The sequence below is a fragment of the Sphingopyxis sp. genome, assembly GCF_016793825.1.
In the GTDB taxonomy this organism is placed as follows: Bacteria; Pseudomonadota; Alphaproteobacteria; order Sphingomonadales; family Sphingomonadaceae; genus Sphingopyxis.
This window is the reverse complement of sequence record NZ_JAEULM010000044.1, coordinates 1-16,197: the sequence shown is the minus strand read 5'-3', so window position 1 is coordinate 16,197 and position 16,197 is coordinate 1. Positions and strand designations below refer to the sequence as shown.

The 16,197-nt window shown below is 62.9% G+C and carries 18 protein-coding genes; 2 read left to right on the top strand and 16 right to left on the bottom strand.

Annotation, left to right across the window (positions count from 1 at the left end; translation table 11 throughout):
• The 7 genes from JNM03_RS13005 to JNM03_RS12975 all read right to left on the bottom strand — a co-directional run bounded on the left by JNM03_RS13005 (nucleotide 1) and on the right by JNM03_RS12975 (nucleotide 6,015).
• Complete coding sequence (locus JNM03_RS13005; RefSeq protein ID WP_294037177.1) at nucleotides 1–654, bottom strand: hypothetical protein; 654 nt, start codon at nucleotides 652–654, stop codon at nucleotides 1–3.
• On the bottom strand, nucleotides 651–1,943 hold the full coding sequence (gene nuoF / locus JNM03_RS13000; protein WP_294037176.1) for an NADH-quinone oxidoreductase subunit NuoF: 1,293 nt from the start codon (nucleotides 1,941–1,943) through the stop codon (nucleotides 651–653). Before nuoF ends, JNM03_RS13005 begins: the two co-directional genes overlap by 4 nt.
• Nucleotides 1,944–2,055: 112 nt before the next feature.
• On the bottom strand, nucleotides 2,056–2,724 hold the full coding sequence (locus JNM03_RS12995; protein ID WP_294037175.1) for an NAD(P)H-dependent oxidoreductase subunit E: 669 nt from the start codon (nucleotides 2,722–2,724) through the stop codon (nucleotides 2,056–2,058).
• Nucleotides 2,725–2,922: 198 nt separating this feature from the next.
• Nucleotides 2,923–4,140, bottom strand: coding sequence for an NADH-quinone oxidoreductase subunit D (locus tag JNM03_RS12990; RefSeq protein WP_294037954.1), 1,218 nt, complete (start codon nucleotides 4,138–4,140; stop codon nucleotides 2,923–2,925).
• Between the two features lie 35 nt (nucleotides 4,141–4,175).
• On the bottom strand, nucleotides 4,176–5,090 hold the full coding sequence (locus JNM03_RS12985; protein WP_294037174.1) for an NADH-quinone oxidoreductase subunit C: 915 nt from the start codon (nucleotides 5,088–5,090) through the stop codon (nucleotides 4,176–4,178).
• Nucleotides 5,090–5,644: an NADH-quinone oxidoreductase subunit B family protein gene (locus JNM03_RS12980; protein ID WP_294037173.1), complete on the bottom strand. Its 555-nt coding sequence runs from the start codon at nucleotides 5,642–5,644 to the stop codon at nucleotides 5,090–5,092. Before JNM03_RS12980 ends, JNM03_RS12985 begins: the two co-directional genes overlap by 1 nt.
• A complete protein-coding gene (locus tag JNM03_RS12975; protein ID WP_294037172.1) occupies nucleotides 5,641–6,015 on the bottom strand; it encodes an NADH-quinone oxidoreductase subunit A in 375 nt (124 codons plus the stop codon). The genes JNM03_RS12980 and JNM03_RS12975 overlap by 4 nt, the downstream gene beginning before the upstream one ends.
• 101 nt (nucleotides 6,016–6,116) lie before the next feature.
• On the opposite strand from JNM03_RS12975, the gene JNM03_RS12970 reads away from it, so the two are divergent.
• Nucleotides 6,117–6,716 carry a YbjN domain-containing protein gene (locus JNM03_RS12970; protein WP_294037171.1) on the top strand — a complete coding sequence of 200 codons (600 nt, stop codon included), beginning with the start codon at nucleotides 6,117–6,119 and terminating at the stop codon, nucleotides 6,714–6,716.
• A 61-nt stretch (nucleotides 6,717–6,777) separates the two neighbouring features.
• Here JNM03_RS12970 and JNM03_RS12965 read toward each other — a convergent pair whose 3' ends face one another.
• From JNM03_RS12965 to thiE, 5 genes are all read right to left on the bottom strand, one after another.
• Complete coding sequence (locus tag JNM03_RS12965; protein WP_294037169.1) at nucleotides 6,778–7,596, bottom strand: inositol monophosphatase family protein; 819 nt, start codon at nucleotides 7,594–7,596, stop codon at nucleotides 6,778–6,780.
• A gap of 43 nt (nucleotides 7,597–7,639) precedes the next feature.
• Nucleotides 7,640–8,203: an elongation factor P gene (efp, locus tag JNM03_RS12960; protein WP_294037167.1), complete on the bottom strand. Its 564-nt coding sequence runs from the start codon at nucleotides 8,201–8,203 to the stop codon at nucleotides 7,640–7,642.
• A 113-nt stretch (nucleotides 8,204–8,316) separates the two neighbouring features.
• Entirely contained in the window at nucleotides 8,317–10,248 is a 1,932-nt protein-coding gene (locus tag JNM03_RS12955; protein WP_294037165.1) for an OPT family oligopeptide transporter, read from the bottom strand.
• 314 nt (nucleotides 10,249–10,562) lie between these two features.
• The gene (locus tag JNM03_RS12950) at nucleotides 10,563–11,099 is read right to left on the bottom strand and encodes a M23 family metallopeptidase (protein ID WP_294037163.1); all 537 of its coding nucleotides are present in this window, start codon (nucleotides 11,097–11,099) and stop codon (nucleotides 10,563–10,565) included.
• On the bottom strand, nucleotides 11,096–11,722 hold the full coding sequence (gene thiE / locus JNM03_RS12945; RefSeq protein ID WP_294037161.1) for a thiamine phosphate synthase: 627 nt from the start codon (nucleotides 11,720–11,722) through the stop codon (nucleotides 11,096–11,098). The genes JNM03_RS12950 and thiE overlap by 4 nt, the downstream gene beginning before the upstream one ends.
• 35 nt (nucleotides 11,723–11,757) lie before the next feature.
• Between thiE and JNM03_RS12940 the strand changes: the two genes are divergently transcribed.
• Nucleotides 11,758–12,159, top strand: coding sequence for a hypothetical protein (locus JNM03_RS12940; RefSeq protein WP_294037160.1), 402 nt, complete (start codon nucleotides 11,758–11,760; stop codon nucleotides 12,157–12,159).
• On the opposite strand, the gene JNM03_RS12935 is transcribed toward JNM03_RS12940, so the two are convergent.
• The 4 genes from JNM03_RS12935 to gap form a co-directional block, all read right to left on the bottom strand.
• Nucleotides 12,156–12,812 carry an O-methyltransferase gene (locus JNM03_RS12935; RefSeq protein WP_294037158.1) on the bottom strand — a complete coding sequence of 219 codons (657 nt, stop codon included), beginning with the start codon at nucleotides 12,810–12,812 and terminating at the stop codon, nucleotides 12,156–12,158. The genes JNM03_RS12940 and JNM03_RS12935 overlap by 4 nt on opposite strands.
• Nucleotides 12,812–13,681, bottom strand: a complete 870-nt coding sequence (locus JNM03_RS12930; protein WP_294037952.1) for a fructose bisphosphate aldolase — start codon at nucleotides 13,679–13,681, stop codon at nucleotides 12,812–12,814. The genes JNM03_RS12935 and JNM03_RS12930 overlap by 1 nt, the downstream gene beginning before the upstream one ends.
• A 99-nt stretch (nucleotides 13,682–13,780) precedes the next feature.
• Nucleotides 13,781–14,977 carry a phosphoglycerate kinase gene (gene pgk, locus JNM03_RS12925; protein ID WP_294037157.1) on the bottom strand — a complete coding sequence of 399 codons (1,197 nt, stop codon included), beginning with the start codon at nucleotides 14,975–14,977 and terminating at the stop codon, nucleotides 13,781–13,783.
• Between the two features lie 16 nt (nucleotides 14,978–14,993).
• Nucleotides 14,994–16,001: a type I glyceraldehyde-3-phosphate dehydrogenase gene (gene gap, locus JNM03_RS12920; protein ID WP_294037156.1), complete on the bottom strand. Its 1,008-nt coding sequence runs from the start codon at nucleotides 15,999–16,001 to the stop codon at nucleotides 14,994–14,996.
• Nucleotides 16,002–16,197 lie beyond the last annotated feature (196 nt).

Here is a 16,197-nt window from a genome sequence, read left to right as displayed (position 1 = left end):
TCAGCTTTCCTGGGCTGCCAGCAGACGGAAAGTCGCGGTGGCGATGATCGAACGCAGCCCGGCGACGCTCGATTCCAATTTGAGATCGGGACCACAAAGCCTGGCAACGGGCAGCAACCCGTTCGCCGCTGTCGTCTCCGCATCCGATCCGGGTACGGTGGCGAGCAGGCCAGCCACGTCGTCGGGTGCCGACCGCGCAACGCACATTGCAACCTTGTCCGACGGCGCAAAGGTCGCCGCTTCCTTGCCCGATGCAGCCTTTGCGATCCTTATCTTCAATGGTGCGGCGTTCCGCGCCATCATCGCTTCGGCGAGCGCCGCCGCGAACGGAAGGTTCGACGACCGGAGTGTTTCATCGCGAATTCCGAGGCGCTTGCCGCAACCTTCGTTCGCGCGCGCCAGATTTCGGAGCCCGTTGCGGTATTCGCTGGTACGAAAATCGCGCGTCAGCACGTCCGTAACCTTCACCGGGCTCGTATCGACGACGCAATCGGCGAACAGCGCCATTGTCTGGCGCGCCTTTGGGTCGGCTTTGCTGATCGCCCCATCCCGCTCCCGTTCGGGATCGGGCCATGGCGTCGGCGTATAATCCATGGGCACGGCACCGCCGCCGCTTTGCGCCGCGGCGAACAAGGCGAATGCAAGCGCGATCATTCCGCCGCCTCCAGCGCGCCGCCATTCTCGCGAATCCGGCGTTCGATCTCAGGGCGGAAGTGGCGGATCAAGCCCTGGATCGGCCAGGCGGCCGCGTCGCCCAATGCGCAGATGGTGTGGCCTTCGACCTGCTTGGTCACGTCGAACAGCGTGTCGATCTCGCTGACGTCGGCATCGCCGGTGCGCAGGCGCTCCATGACGCGCCACATCCAGCCGGTGCCTTCGCGGCACGGCGTGCACTGGCCGCAGCTTTCGTGCTTGTAGAAATAGCTGATACGGCTGATCGCCTGAACGATGTCGGTCGATTTATCCATGACGATCGCAGCCGCGGTGCCGAGGCCCGATCCAAGTGCCTTGAGGCCGTCAAAGTCCATCGGCGCGTCCATCATTTCTGCCGCCGGAACGAGCGGAACGGACGAGCCACCGGGGATCACCGCGAGCAAATTGTCCCAGCCGCCGCGAATGCCGCCGCAATGCTTTTCGATGAGCTCGCGGAAAGGGATACCCATCTCTTCCTCGACGACGCATGGGCGCTCGACATGGCCCGAAATCTGGAAGAGCTTGGTGCCCTTGTTGTTCTCGCGCCCGAAGCTGGAGAACCACGACGCGCCGCGCCGCAGGATCGTCGGGACGACCGCGATGCTCTCGACATTGTTCACCGTCGTCGGGCAACCATAGAGGCCAGCACCCGCCGGGAACGGCGGTTTCAGGCGTGGCTGCCCCTTCTTCCCCTCGAGGCTTTCGATCATCGCGGTTTCTTCGCCGCAAATATAGGCGCCGGCGCCGCGATGGACGAAGACGTCGAAATCATAGCCGGACTTCGCCGCATTCTTGCCGAGCAGACCGGCGTCATACGCCTCCTGCACGGCTGCGAAGAGCGTCTCTGCCTCGCGGATGAACTCGCCGCGGATATAGATATAGGCCGCGCGCGCGCGCATCGCGAAGCCGGCGATCAGCGCGCCCTCGATCAGCTTGTGCGGATCGTGGCGGATGATCTCACGGTCCTTGCACGAACCGGGCTCGGATTCGTCGGCGTTGATGACGAGGAAGCTCGGGCGGTCGGGCCGCGGTTCCTTCGGCATGAACGACCATTTGAGCCCGGTCGGGAAGCCCGCGCCGCCGCGGCCGCGCAGGCCAGACGCCTTGATTTCCTCGATGATCGCGTCCTGACCGCGCTTCATCAGATCCTTGGTCTTGTCCCAATCGCCGCGCGCCTGCGCGGATTTCAGGTTCCACGGCTGGAAGCCATAGAGATTGGTGAAGATGCGATCCTTATCGGCGAGGCTCATCCGACCTCTCCCCTATCGTCACCCCGGACTTGATCCGGGGTCCACGACTTCAGCGCGGCAATGGATACCGGATCGAGTCCGGCATGACGAAGGAACAGGGTGCACGACATCATCACCATTCCTTCCGGTAATCATGGTTGGCCTTGACCATTTCCACCAACGTCGTCGGGCCGCCCTCGGGTTCACTCGTGTGACGCTTGGGGTTCTGGGGACCGGTCTTGGGCTGCTTGCCCGCGGCGAGATCGTCGAGGATGCGGACCATCGAGTCATAGTCGAGGTCTTCGTAATTATCGTCGTTGATCTGGACCATCGGCGCGTTGGTGCAGGTGCCCATGCATTCGACCTCCGTCAGCGTGAACAGCCCGTCGGGCGTGGTCTTGCCCTTGGTCATCCCGCGGTTCTTGCACGCGGCCATGACATCGTCCGACCCGCGGAGCATGCACGGGGTCGTGCCGCAGACCTGCACATGATAGCGGCCGACCGGCACCATATTGTACATGGTATAGAAGGTCGCGACCTCATAGGCGCGGATGAACGGCATATCGAGCTCTGCCGCGACATATTCGATCACCGGCACGGGCAACCAACCCTGCGTCTGCGTCTCGGCGCCGACCTGGCGCTGCGCGAGGTCGAGCAGCGGCATCACCGCCGAACGCTGGCGCCCGGCAGGGTAGCGCGCGATGACGGCCTTTGCCTTCTCGGCATTTTCCTTCGTCCACGCAAAAGCGCCCCAGCGCGCGCGGACTTCGGCTTCATCGGGGATTTGGGGTGCGTCAGCCATGTTCGACTTCCTGAGCCGGCTTGGACCAAAAATCCCGGCTGAACAAATTCATTAGGAGAAGGGTCGCGACAGGAGCGGTGCTCAAAAGCGCAATCCAAGAAATATCCAGGTCGTAGCCCCTGAAGTGCCCATACAACACAGCGGCTGTGAAGTACGTGCAATACAGCGAGAGTGCAGCGTTCAAAATTCGCCGCCGCGTCACCGGTCACACTCCCCGAATACGACGTCGATGGCGCCGATGATCGCGGTGGTGTCGGCAAGCATGTGGCCCTTCGACATCATGTCCATCGCTTGCAGGTGCGAGAACGCCGTCGGGCGGATTTTGCAGCGGTACGGCTTGTTGGTGCCGTCGCTGACCAGATAGACGCCGAATTCGCCCTTGGGGCTTTCGGTCGCCACATAAACCTCGCCCGCAGGAACGTGGAAGCCCTCGGTATAGAGCTTGAAGTGGTGGATCAGCGATTCCATCGACTGCTTCATCTCGCCGCGCTTCGGCGGGACCACCTTGCGGTCGAGGCTGGCGATCGGTCCCGAGGGCATGTTGTTGATGCACTGAAGGATGATGCGCTGCGACTGATAGACTTCCTGGACGCGGACCATGAAGCGGTCGTAGCAATCGCCGCGCGTGCCGACGGGAATGTCGAAATCCATCTTCGCATAGGCGTCATAGGGCTGCGATTTGCGGAGATCCCACGGGATGCCGCTACCGCGGATCATCGGGCCGGAGAATCCCCACGCCAGCGCGTCTTCCTTGCTCACCGTCGCGATGTCGACGTTGCGCTGCTTGAAGATGCGGTTGTCGATGACAAGGCTCATCGCGTCGCCGAACAGCTTCGGCAGGCGCGTCTCGCACCATTGGCCGATGTCGTAGAGCAGCTTTTCGGGAACGTCCTGATGGATGCCGCCCGGGCGGAACCACGCCGAGTGCATCCGCGCGCCCGACGCGCGCTCGAAGAAGTTGAGGCAATCCTCGCGCAACTCGAACACCCACAGGTTCGGGGTCATCGCGCCGACGTCCATGACGTGCGACCCGATGTTGAGCATGTGATTGCAGATGCGCGTCAGCTCGGCGAACAGGGTGCGGAGGTACTGCGCGCGATCGGGCACTTCGAGATCGAGCAGTTTTTCGATCGCGAGCACATAGCTGTGCTCCATGCCGAGTGGCGAGCAATAGTCGAGCCGGTCGAAATAGGGCAACGCCTGGAGATAGGTCTTGTATTCGATCAGCTTCTCGGTGCCGCGGTGGAGCAAGCCGACGTGCGGATCGACACGCTCGATAATCTCACCGTCAAGCTCCATCACCATGCGCAGCACGCCGTGCGCCGCCGGATGTTGGGGGCCGAAATTGATCGTGTAGTTGGTAACCGCCTGATCGCCCGCGGTATCGGCGGTGTCGACCGGATAGCCTTCGAACATGTCGCTGCCATGGTGCTTGACCTGAGGAGAGTCGGTCATGCGTCACCTCCTGCTTTGGGCTTGCGCGGCTTAGCCGGAGCCTTGGGCTTGGGTGCAACGGCAGCCTTGGGCTTCGCCGCCGCTTTGGGCTTGGCCGGAGCTTTCACTTTCGCCGGAGCCTTTTCCGCGATCGGCTTGGCGGCAGCCTTGTTCGCGGCCTTGCCCGCACCCGTCTGTTCGGGCTTTTCAGTCGTCTTGGGCGTCGGCGGCGGGGCCTTCTTCTCGGCCTTGTCGTCGGCGACCTTCACCTGCTGCGCAGTCATCGACGACGGCGCGCCCTTGCCGGCAGCTTCGCCGGTTCCGCCGGCCTTTTCGTCGCCCGGCAGCACATAATCCGCCCCTTCCCAGGGGCTGAGGAAGTCAAAGCTGCGGAAATCCTGTGCCAGCTTCACCGGCTCATAGACGACGCGCTTGTCTTCTTCGCTATAGCGCAGCTCGATATAGCCGGTCAGCGGGAAGTCCTTGCGCTGCGGATGCCCCTGAAAACCATAATCGGTCAGGATGCGGCGAAGATCGGGATTCCCCGCGAACAATACCCCGTACATGTCGAACACTTCGCGCTCGAGCCATCCCGCGACGGGCCAGACGGGCACGATGCTGGGCACCGGTGTCGCCTCGTCGGTGCAGACGCGCACGCGCAGACGATGATTTTTGGTAACGCTGAGCAGGTGATAGACGACCTCGAAACGCTCCACGCGATCAGGATAGTCGACTCCGGCGATTTCCATGAGCTGCTGGTAATCGAGATTGTCGCGCAGGCTGATCATCACGCCCGCGATCGCTTCGCGGCGCACGGTGATGCTGTCTTCGCCAACGGCGAACACATGCTCGACAAGGTCGTCGCCAAGCAGCTTAACAAGCGCGGCGCCGACGCCTTCGCGCGGCGCTACCAAAGGAGCGGGACTGGCCATCAGCGTTCGATCGTTCCGGTGCGGCGGATCTTCCGCTGCAGTTGCATCACGCCGTAAAGAAGCGCTTCGGCGGTTGGCGGGCAGCCGGGGACGTAAATGTCCACCGGCACGATGCGGTCGCAGCCGCGCACCACCGAGTAGCTGTAATGGTAGTAGCCGCCGCCGTTGGCGCAGCTTCCCATCGAAATGACGTACTTCGGGTTGGACATCTGATCATAGACGCGGCGCAGCGCGGGGGCCATCTTGTTGCACAGCGTTCCCGCGACGATCATCACGTCGGACTGGCGCGGGCTGGCGCGCGGCGCGGCGCCAAAGCGTTCCATGTCGTAACGCGGCATGTTGACGTGGATCATCTCGACCGCGCAGCAAGCAAGGCCGAAGGTCATCCACCACAAGGAACCCGTGCGCGCCCAGTTGAACAGGTCCTCGGTCGATGTGACGAGGAAGCCCTTGTCGCCGACCTCGCTGTTGAGGTCGTCGAAAAAAGCCTGGTCAGGGTTGGTGCCCGGAGCGACCGGCATCTGGCCGGGAGTCAGGATGGTCGAGGTGCTCATTCCCAATCCAACGCCCCTTTCTTCCACGCATATACAAGGCCGATCGCGAGTTCGGCGAGGAATATCATCATCGTCGCCCAGCCGGCCCATCCGATTTCCTTCAGGCTGACAGCCCAGGGAAAGAGGAAGGCGGCTTCGAGGTCGAAGATGATAAAGAGAATGGCGACCAGATAGAAGCGCACGTCGAACTGGCTACGCGCATCCTCGAACGCGGGAAAACCACACTCATATTCGGTCAGCTTCGCCGGGTCGGGCTTGTGCGCGCCGGTCAGGCGGGCCACGCCCATCGGCAGGAAGACGAACGCCGACGACAGTCCGACAGCGATGGCCAGAAAGATCAGGATCGGCAGATATTGCGTTAGGTCGACCATGGAAGCTCGCAGTCTGTTTTGAGGCGTTTACCACCCCTTTGTTGCGCGCGCTTTAGGCCAGTGCGCCGTACCCCGCAAGCGCTGCGGGCATGAAATTCGACATGGTTGTGATCAAAAGCACAAAGGATGCTGGCACGGGCACCTATCACCATGATAATACGCCCTTCGGGGTCGATTTTTCGGGCACTCATTTGCCCGTTTCTGGACTGGGGGAAGCTATGGGATCAAATTCGCTTCGGGCCGTGCTGGCGATGGGAGCGGCGCTCGCTTTCTCTGCCGCGCCGGCGCACGCAGAACTCGTCAATGCAAAAAATCCGGCGACAATCAAGGCGATCCTCGAGTCGCAGGGCTGGCCGGCGACTCTGGTCAGCAAACCGGGAGAAGACCCCTATCTGGAGAGCAATCGGAACGGATTGAAATTCGTCGTTCTTTTCATGAATTGCACCGAGAACAAGAATTGCAAGACACTGCAATATTACATGGGGTTCAGCGACGCCAAGAATGTCGCGCTCGATCGGTTCAACGAATGGAACCGGACCAAGCGCTTCGCCCGCGCCTACCGCGACGAAGAGGGTGATCCGGTGCTGGAAATGGATGTCGACGTCGATTTCGCAGGCATCCCGCGTGAGAATGTCGGTGAGACCTTCAACACCTGGGCCTCGCTGATGGACAGCTTCCGCGAGTTTATTTTCGAGAAGTAACGTCGTGTAAGGCAACGGACGCCATAGCCATCCCGGCAAGGGCCGGGATGGCACAGGAATGTCAGGCGTTGCGAAGGGCGCCCGCGATCAGCTTTTGCAGCTTCGAATGCACTGCGGCACTGCCCGCGATGAATTCGCTGCGATCGATCGCGCGGTCACCGCCGCGAAAATCGCTTACGAAACCGCCAGCCTCGCGTACGAGCAACATGCCCGCCGCGACGTCCCAGATGTTGAGATCGCTTTCCCAGAAGCCATCATAGCGTCCGGCGGCAACCCATGCCAGATCGAGGCTCGCCGCGCCAAACCGGCGGATGCCCGCGACTTCGGGGGCAACGGCGCCGAAAATACGGCTCCACTGCGCCATATTGCCATGGCCCATGAACGGAATGCCCGTCGAAATCAGGCATTCGTTAAGGTGGCGGCGCGAAGCGACGCGAAGCCGGCGGTCGTGCAGCCATGCGCCGCGGCCGCGTTCGGCCCAATAGCTTTCGTCGGTCACGGGCTGATAAATCAGGCCCGCCGTCACCTCACCCCAGCCTCCGCCGATCTTCGGCTCCTGTACGGCGATCGAGATCGCGAATTGCGGGATCGCGTGGAGGAAATTCGATGTACCGTCGAGCGGATCGATGATGAAGCGCGGCTTGCCCGGCTCCCCCTCGATTTCGCCAGCCTCTTCCATCAGAAAGCCCCAGCCCGGACGGGCATGGGTCAATTCGTCATAAAGCGTGCGCTCGGCCGCCTGATCGGCCTTCGATACGAAATCGGCAGGCCCCTTCTGGGAAACCTGCAGATGCTCGATCTCTCCGAAGTCGCGGCGCAGCTTCGTGCCGGCCTTGCGCGCGGCGCGTTCCATGACGGTGATGATGCCGGAAATGGCCATGTCAAAATCTCCACCCGCCCGGATTGCGGGCGGCGATGCTTATTCAGTCGGCGCGGCGGACATATTCGCGGTCGTACACGTGCACGACGATCTTCGTTCCGCTGGTGATGTGCGGCGGCACCATGACACGTACGCCATTGTCGAGGATCGCGGGCTTGTACGACGACGACGCCGTCTGGCCCTTTACCACCGCATCGGCCTCGACGATCGTCGCTTCGATCGTTTCGGGCAGTTCGACGGAGATGGGACGTTCTTCCCAAAGCTCCAGTACGACATCCATGCCGTCCTGCAGGAACTCGTGCGCTTCGCCGACCACGTCCTTGGCGATCGTGATCTGCTCGAAGCTATCCTTGTCCATGAAGACCAGATCGTCGCCCTCGGCATAGAGATACTGGAAATCCTTGGTGTCGAGGCGAACCTTTTCGACCGTGTCGGCGCTGCGAAAGCGATTGTTGAGCTTGCGGCCATCGATCAGATTCTTGGCTTCGACCTGCATATAGGCACCGCCCTTGCCCGGCTGGGTGTGCTGGATCTTGGTGACCTTCCAGATCCCCTTTTCATATTCGATAATATTGCCGGGACGGATTTCAACGCCGGTGATTTTCATCGCGCACACTCGCTGGTTCAAGGGTGGAAAGAGCCGCCGGCATATACGGATATGCCGGTCACAGGAGCGCGCCCTTAGCGGCGCATGCCGCGAAGGGCAAGCGGCGCGTGCTGTCAGACGGTCGTCTCGACGGCTTTGCGCGTGCGCGCATAACTGAGCAGGATGAGCGCGACGAACAGTCCCAGCCCGATCAGCACCGAGGGGAGCTGGAATCCATCGCCGACCACGGCAAGCGGCGCATCGCTGTCGGTCGCATAGACAAGGCCCGCATACAACACGCCGAACAGGCTTTCGCCAACGATCATGCCCGTCGCGGTCAGGACGCCCATGCGATGCGCAAAGGCCGGGTTGGCGCGCCGTTCGGCCCAGCGATCATAGAACCAGCCACCGACCGCGCCGATCACGACGGGCAGGATCACCGCCATGGGCAGATAGATGCCGATGCCGATGGCGAGCGGCGGCAGGCGCAGCTTGCGCGCACGGCCAAGCAATTCGTCGACCAAAATGAAACCGACGCCGGCGAGCGCACCATATCCCAGCATAGTCCAGTTGAGGTCGCCGCCGAGCACGCCCTTTGCCAGCGACGAAATAAGGCCCGCCTGCGGGGCCGCCAGCGCATTGGGGCCGGCCCCTGGCACCCCGACGAACCCCAGCGTTTCGTTGAGGACATTCAGCACGGGCGGGACGACAAGCGAACCGAAGAACACGCCGATGATCAACGCGACCTGCTGTTTCCACGGAGTTGCACCGACAAGCTGGCCGGTCTTCAGATCCTGAAGATTGTCGTTCGAAATCGTCGCGATCCCGAACACGACGCCCGTCACGATCAGTGCATAGGCGACCATCGCCGCACTCGCGTCATCGCCGCCGCCACGCCCCAGCAGGCCGACCAGCAACAGCGATGAGGAGATGATGGCAAGGATGCCGATCCCTGACACGGGCGAATTCGATGCGCCGATCAACCCGGCCATATAGCCGGTGACCGAGGCGATCATCAGCCCGATGACGACAATGAAGATCAGCGCCCCTGCGACCAGGATCGCCGCCGAGCCGGCCAGCGGCCCATCGGCCAACACCGACCAGAGCAGCCAGGCGATCGGCACCAACGTCAACAACGACCCGCCGAACACCCAGCCGATCGAGATATCCTGCTCCTCGATCGCGAGCGTTTCGCCCGCGGCGCGCGCCTTCGTCGCGGCCATGGCCGAACGCAACCCGCCGATCACCGGTCGCGCAATCTTCACCAGCGTCCAGATCGCCGCGACCGCGATGACCCCCGCACCGAAGAAGCGGACATCCGCGCGAAACACTTCGTTGGCGATGGTTTCCACGTCGGGGCCTGAAGCGCCCTGCGTCAGGATCGGAAGCAAAATCCACCAGCCGGTGATCAGGCCAACAAGCTGCGCAAGGCCGACGGACAGCCCGACCAGATGCCCGACCCCGAACAAAGCGAACCCGAGCCCGCCGGCGATGCCTGTCGCACCCGTTCCAACCGCAAACCAACGCGACACTTCGGCCGCCGCCAGCTTCATCTGCGTCAATAGCGCAAAGCCAGCAGAAATCAGGCTGTTCCAGAGCAAGGCCGAAAGCCCGACCTTGTTCTCGGCGGCGCCTTCGGCGCTCGCGGCACCGATCTGCAGCACTTCGGCCGCGGCGCGCCCCTCAGGATAAGGGAGATCCGAATCGACGACGAGGGCGCGGCGCAGAGGGACCGAGAAGAGCACGCCCAAAATGCCGCCAAGCATCGTGATGGCGGTCGTTTCAAGCATCGGGAAACCCTGCCAATACCCGACCATGATGAGGCCGGGCAGGACGAAGATGATCGCCGCGAGCGTTCCCGCCGCGCTGGCGATCGTCTGGACGATATTGTTTTCGAGGATCGTCGCCCCCGACATGAAACGCAGCAACGCCATCGAAATGACGGCAGCCGGAATAGACGTTGCAAAGGTCAGCCCGACCTTCAGGCCCAGATAGACATTGGCCGCCGTGAACATCAGCGTCAGCAATCCGCCGAGCAGGATCGCCCGAAGTGTCAGTTCACGCATTGCTGTGCCATCGCGGCTCATATCGATTATCCTGCTAGGTCAGATGTGACGTGTCGCGGGCACCGCGCGCACAAGCAAGCAAAAAGGCGATGAATCGAAGCGGATTTGACGTATCGATCCAATCTCTCCGCCGATCCCTGATTCATAAGACCGGGCATGATGAGCATTGACCTGACAAAGCAGCCTCCCCTGCCCGCACCGATGCCTGCGGCGGCGCCAAAAAAACCTACACCCTGCGCAGGACTTTTCGGCTGGCGGAAGGCCGGTGCCCCCGATCAGAACGTCGAGACCGCCCGACCGGCGCCCGGGCGGGATTATCCCGCCGGCTGAGTGGCTGGCGGCAGCGCGCGTCGGCCTGTCAGCAGCGGATAGGGATTGATCGGCTCGCCGTCCTGCCAACCGCTCCCCGGCACAGTCTCCAGTATCTGGAAGTGCAGATGCGGAAAGGCGGGGTCGGCATTGCCGCTCGCACCCACCGTTGCGATCACCTGCCCTTTCGCAACCGCCTGTCCCTCCACCAGGCCGCGCCGATAGCCTTGCAAATGAGCATAATAGAGGATCAGTCGACCATCGGCCGCGCGCTGGTAGATCGTCAGGCCACCGCGCTTCGACGCGAATAACTTCTCGATCCGCCCGTCCATTGCGGCCAGCACCGGAGTTCCGACCGGCGCGGGGATGTCGATGGCACGATGCATCCGGCCTTCGGCGCGGCTCTTGTCCCAGCTATCGATCAATTCGGACGCCTTGATTCCCGCGACAGGGACGACAAATGTTCCTGCATCCAGCGCAGCGGCGGAAGAAATCCCCAGCAGCACCGCGGCACCCATCGCGGGGATGCGCGCCGGCTTCACCCCGCAAGCAGCGTGTCGAACTGCCTGACGGCAGCCGCAGGTCCTTCCGGATGCGCCCAGACTGCGCCCGATACGGCAATGAAATCGGCACCCGCATCGACCAGCACTTTGGCATTGTCGGGCGTGATCCCGCCGATCGCGACGCACGGCAACTCGAACAACCCTTGCCACCAGGTCAGGATTTCGGGTTCGGCGCGATGTTCGACCGCTTTCGTCGTCGTCGGGAAAAATGCCCCGAACGCAACATAATCGGCCCCTGCCTCCCCTGCCTCCATCGCGAAATGCCGGCTATCGTGGCAGGTCACGCCGATCTGTGCCCCGGGCCCGAGCAGGCGGCGTGCCTCTTTCGGGTCGCCATCGCCCTGCCCCAGGTGGACGCCATCGGCGTTCAACCGCTTCGCCAGCGCCATATCGTCGTTGACGATGAAGGCGACCTCATGCGCGGCGCAGATCGCCTGCAACGGTTCGGCCAGTCGCGCGGCCTCGTGCTGCGTCATGTCCTTGACGCGAAACTGAAACGCCGCCACCGGCGCGGCAGCCACCGCCTCCTCAAGTCTTGCGGGAAAATCGCCGCCAACGTCGAGCGGTGAAATCAGGTAGAGCTGGCATTTGGGCATGGTCATGGCGGGTTCATAGCGACGCGGCCAGATACGGGCAAATGCAGAAGACAATGCGCCTTGTCCTTCCGGCGGTTGCTGCCGCTCTCGTTCTGACCGCCTGCGTCACGACGGGTCGGCAATCGCCGTTTCCCGATGGCAGCAACGTCGCGCTGGGTCAGCGTGCGATGGTCGATGGACCGATCATCCAGCCCGTCAAGGTCCTCGAAGACAGCCGCTGCCCGATGAACGCCCGCTGCATCTGGGCAGGTCGCGTGCGGGTCCAGATGCTCTGGCTGCGGCCCAATGGTGAAACGCGGTCCTTCGATGTCACGCTGAGCGAGCCCGCTCCTCTCGCCGACGGTGCAATCACGCTCGAATCGGTTCGTCCCGACAAGCAGACCGATGCGACAATTCGGCCCGAAGACTACCGCTTTTCGTTCCGTTTCGCGGGCGGACTCTAAACGACCCGGGCCAGGACGAACCCATCCCAATGCTTCGCGCCGACGGTCTGGACCGCGGTCGCGTCGATCCGCGGGTCCGCGGCAAGCATGTCGAACAGCGCGCGCGTGCCGATGATCCGTTCGTCATCGCTGTCTGCGTCGATCACCCCGCCTTCGCGCACGACATTGTCCACGACGATCGTCATGCCGCTGCGCCCCAGCCGGATCGCTTCGGACACATAATGGGCGTTGCTCTGCTTGTCGGCGTCGATGAAGACGAAGTCGAACGGCTGATCGATGTCCATCGCGGCGAGGCTGTCCGCAGCGGGGCCGACGCGAATATCGACCCGGCCCGCCACGCCCGCGCGGTCCAGATTTTCGCGCGCAACCCGTGCGTGGTGCGATTCCAGTTCCAGCGTGACCAGTGCGCCATCCTCGGGCAGCGCCCGCGCCAGCCAGATCGTCGAATAGCCGCCCAGCGTTCCGACCTCGAGGATACGGCGCGCGCCGGCCATCCGGGCCAGAAGATGCAGCATCTTTCCCTGCGTGGCCGACACGTCGATCGGCGGCAGGCCTTGCGCTGCATTGTTGGCAAGCGCAGCCGCCAGCGCATCGTCCTCGCCGAGCAGTTTCCCGGCGATATAGTCGTCGACGGCGCGCCAGTGGTCCGCCATCAGGCGACCGATGCCGCGTGGATTTCGCCGATAGCGCCGCCGAGCGAGGCGTTGAATTCATCGTCGCTCATCTGATGACGAAGGTCTTCGAGGAGCGCGCGGCTGAAGCTGGCGATGATCCCCGGATTCTTTGCCAGTTCCGCGCAGGCTTCGGGGCGCGCGAAGCCGCCCGACAGCGCGACGACGCGCAGAACCTTGGGGTGATCGACCAGCGGCTGGAACAAGCCGGCCTCGGTCGGCAGCGACAGTTTCAGCATCACCGGCGCCCCGTCCCAAGCATCGAGCGCCACCAGCGTCTCCTGCATCAGCAGGCGGTCTGCCGCATCGCGCTCCGCGCTCTTGATATTCACTTCGGGTTCGATGATCGGCACCAGTCCATGCGCGGCAATGCGCTTCGCCTCGGCGAACTGCTGTTCGACGATCGCCTTGATTCCCGCCGGATTCGCGAGATTGACGACGCTGCGCATCTTGGTGCCGAACACGCCCTTGGCGACCGCGCGCGCGCACAAGGCGTCGAGGTCGGGGTTTGCTTTCATCAACTGAACGCCATTTTCCTCGGCCTCCAGCCCCTTGTCGACCTTCAGAAAGGGTACGACGCCACGATCCCACAAGAGCGCGGGGACCGACTTCCCGCCCGCCTCACCGTCCATCGTGCGTTCGAACAGGATCGCACCGATCACCTTCTCGCCGTTGAAACAGGGCGCGGTGACGATGCGGCTGCGCATGTCGTGGATCAGGCCGAACATCTCTTCGTCGTTCGAAAAGGCGTCCGCTTCGATGCCGTAGCCTTTCAGGGCCTTGGGCGTCGAACCGCCACTCTGGTCGAGCGCGGCGATAAAACCCTGTCCCGATTTGATCTGGTCGAGCATGGCGGCGTTGGCGGTCGTCATAACATCTCCGATGATTTGCATACGTATGTGGCGGTGCGCATAGCGACCCCATTGACGGGATGCAAATGCGCGGGAAAACTAGAGTCTGAGAGCGTCTACACCCGGCAGCGGCTTGCCTTCCATCCATTCGAGGAAGGCGCCGCCTGCGGTCGATACGAACGTGAAATCGGCCGCCACGCCAGCATGATTCAGCGCAGCTACGGTATCGCCCCCGCCCGCGACCGACACCAGCGAGCCTTCGCGGGTCAGCGCCGCTGCTGTCTTCGCCAGCGCGACGGTCGCGGCGTCGAACGGCGGCGTCTCGAACGCGCCGAGCGGCCCGTTCCAGACGAGAGTGCGACAGTTCTTCAGCACATCGGCGAGCGCTTCCACCGCGGCGGGACCAACATCGAGGATCATCTCGTCGGCCGCGACTTCATGTACATTGACCGTGCGCGTCGGCGGATTGGGCGCGAATTCCCTCGCAACCACAACGTCATAGGGCAGATGGATGGTGCAGCCCGCCGTGTCGGCGGCGTCGAAGATCGCGTTCGCGGTATCGACCAGGTCATGCTCGCACAGCGACTTGCCGACATCCACGCCGCGCGCGGCGAGGAAGGTGTTGGCCATGCCGCCGCCGATGATGAGATGATCGACCTTGCCAACCAGATTGCGCAGGACGTCGATCTTGCTCGACACTTTCGCGCCGCCAACGACGGCCGCAACCGGATGCGCCGGGTTGCCGAGCGCGGCATCAAGCGCGTTGAGTTCCGCTTCCATCGCCCGTCCGGCATAGGCCGGCAAACGGTGAGCGATGCCTTCGGTCGAACCGTGCGCGCGGTGTGCCGCCGAAAAGGCGTCGTTGACGTAAAGATCGCCGATCTCGGCAAGCGCATCGGCGAAGGCCGGATCGTTCGCTTCCTCACCGGGATAGAAGCGCGTGTTTTCAAGCACCGCGACATCGCCCGCCGCAAGCACCGCGACCCCCGCCTTCGCGCCTTCACCGACGGCTTCGGGGATGAACATGACCGAATGGCCCAGCACATCCTCGACGCCGCCCATGACGAGACTGAGCGACTGGGTGGGGTTCTTCGCGCCCTTCGGTCGCCCGAAATGCGCGAGCAGCAGGACGATCGCGCCCTTGTCCGACAATTCGCGGATCGTCGGCATCGCCGCCTGAATCCGCGTCGCGTCGCTGACCGCGCCATCGATCATCGGGACGTTAAGGTCGACGCGCACAAGAACGCGCTTGCCGGTCACGTCACCGATGTCGTCGAGGGTCTTGAAAGCAGTCATCGACGGTTCCTTCGCCTCAGAGGAACTTGGCAATCACGCCCGCAGTATCGATCATGCGGTTCGAGAAGCCCCATTCATTGTCGTACCAGCTGAGCACACGCACCAGCTTGCCGTCGATCACCGCGGTTTCAAGGCTATCGATCGTCGAGCTGTGCGCGTCATGATTGAAATCGATCGAGACCAGCGGTTCGTCGGTGAAGCCGAGCACGCCCTTGAGCTCGCCCTCGGCGGCTTCCTTCAGCAGCTTGTTGACCTCTTCCACGGTCGTGTCGCGGCTGGGCGTGAAGGTAAGGTCGACCACCGAAACGTTCGGGGTCGGCACGCGGATCGAAGACCCGTCGAGCTTGCCCTTGAGTTCCGGCAGAACAAGGCCGACGGCGACAGCGGCGCCCGTGCTGGTCGGGATCATTGACATCGCGGCGGCGCGGGCGCGGCGCGGATCCGAATGGATCTGATCGAGGATTTTCTGGTCGTTGGTGTAAGCGTGGATCGTGGTCATCAGGCCGCGCTCGATACCGATCTTCTCGTGCAGCACCTTGGCCAGCGGCGCGAGGCAGTTGGTGGTGCACGACGCATTCGAAACGATGACATGCTCGGCGCCGATCTTGTCATGGTTCACGCCATAGACGACGGTCAGGTCGACTTCCTTGGCGGGGGCGGAGATCAGGACGCGCTTGGCGCCGGCGTCGAGATGTGCCTGCCCACCCTTGCGGTCGGTGAAAAAGCCCGTGCATTCCAGCGCGATGTCGATGCCGTTGGCGGCATGAGGCAGCTTGGCGGGATCGCGCTCGGCGGTCACCTGAATGCGCTTGCCATTGACGATCAGGTCGTTGCCGTCGACTTCGACGGTGCCGTTGAACGGACCATGGACCGAATCGCGCTGAAACAGGCGGGCGTTCGCTTTGGCGTCGGCCAGGTCGTTGATTGACACGAGTTCCAGATCATGGTCGGTACGTTCCAGGATGGCGCGCGCCACATTGCGGCCGATGCGTCCGAAACCGTTGATTGCAACCTTCACTGCCATGTCGAAACGTCCTTTCTGCGTGGAAAGCGCCGGTCCTTAGTTGCCGAGCTTTGCCAGGATTTGGGTTGTGATGTCGTGTTGAGAGAGTCCGAAGTGTTTGAACAGGTCTTCGATTGGCGCGGAGGCGCCGAAGCTGTCGATACCGAAGCGCAGGCCGTGGCGGCCAGTGTAGCGTTCCCATCCGAAGGTGGTTCCG

What these genes read in the sequence shown, in the direction of transcription:
- JNM03_RS12995 (WP_294037175.1), bottom strand. Translation starts at nt 2,724, where the DNA reads ATGGCTGACGCACCCCAAATCCCCGATGAAGCCGAAGTCCGCGCGCGC.
- JNM03_RS12955 (WP_294037165.1), bottom strand. Translation starts at nt 10,248, where the DNA reads ATGCGTGAACTGACACTTCGGGCGATCCTGCTCGGCGGATTGCTGACG.
- JNM03_RS12990 (WP_294037954.1), bottom strand. Translation starts at nt 4,140, where the DNA reads ATGTTCGAAGGCTATCCGGTCGACACCGCCGATACCGCGGGCGATCAG.
- JNM03_RS12965 (WP_294037169.1), bottom strand. Translation starts at nt 7,596, where the DNA reads ATGGCCATTTCCGGCATCATCACCGTCATGGAACGCGCCGCGCGCAAG.
- JNM03_RS12985 (WP_294037174.1), bottom strand. Translation starts at nt 5,090, where the DNA reads ATGGCCAGTCCCGCTCCTTTGGTAGCGCCGCGCGAAGGCGTCGGCGCC.
- JNM03_RS12940 (WP_294037160.1), top strand. Translation starts at nt 11,758, where the DNA reads ATGCAGAAGACAATGCGCCTTGTCCTTCCGGCGGTTGCTGCCGCTCTC.
- JNM03_RS12935 (WP_294037158.1), bottom strand. Translation starts at nt 12,812, where the DNA reads ATGGCGGACCACTGGCGCGCCGTCGACGACTATATCGCCGGGAAACTG.
- efp (WP_294037167.1), bottom strand. Translation starts at nt 8,203, where the DNA reads ATGAAAATCACCGGCGTTGAAATCCGTCCCGGCAATATTATCGAATAT.
- thiE (WP_294037161.1), bottom strand. Translation starts at nt 11,722, where the DNA reads ATGACCATGCCCAAATGCCAGCTCTACCTGATTTCACCGCTCGACGTT.
- pgk (WP_294037157.1), bottom strand. Translation starts at nt 14,977, where the DNA reads ATGACTGCTTTCAAGACCCTCGACGACATCGGTGACGTGACCGGCAAG.
- nuoF (WP_294037176.1), bottom strand. Translation starts at nt 1,943, where the DNA reads ATGAGCCTCGCCGATAAGGATCGCATCTTCACCAATCTCTATGGCTTC.
- JNM03_RS12980 (WP_294037173.1), bottom strand. Translation starts at nt 5,644, where the DNA reads ATGAGCACCTCGACCATCCTGACTCCCGGCCAGATGCCGGTCGCTCCG.
- JNM03_RS13005 (WP_294037177.1), bottom strand. Translation starts at nt 654, where the DNA reads ATGATCGCGCTTGCATTCGCCTTGTTCGCCGCGGCGCAAAGCGGCGGC.
- gap (WP_294037156.1), bottom strand. Translation starts at nt 16,001, where the DNA reads ATGGCAGTGAAGGTTGCAATCAACGGTTTCGGACGCATCGGCCGCAAT.
- JNM03_RS12970 (WP_294037171.1), top strand. Translation starts at nt 6,117, where the DNA reads ATGGTTGTGATCAAAAGCACAAAGGATGCTGGCACGGGCACCTATCAC.
- JNM03_RS12975 (WP_294037172.1), bottom strand. Translation starts at nt 6,015, where the DNA reads ATGGTCGACCTAACGCAATATCTGCCGATCCTGATCTTTCTGGCCATC.
- JNM03_RS12930 (WP_294037952.1), bottom strand. Translation starts at nt 13,681, where the DNA reads ATGCTCGACCAGATCAAATCGGGACAGGGTTTTATCGCCGCGCTCGAC.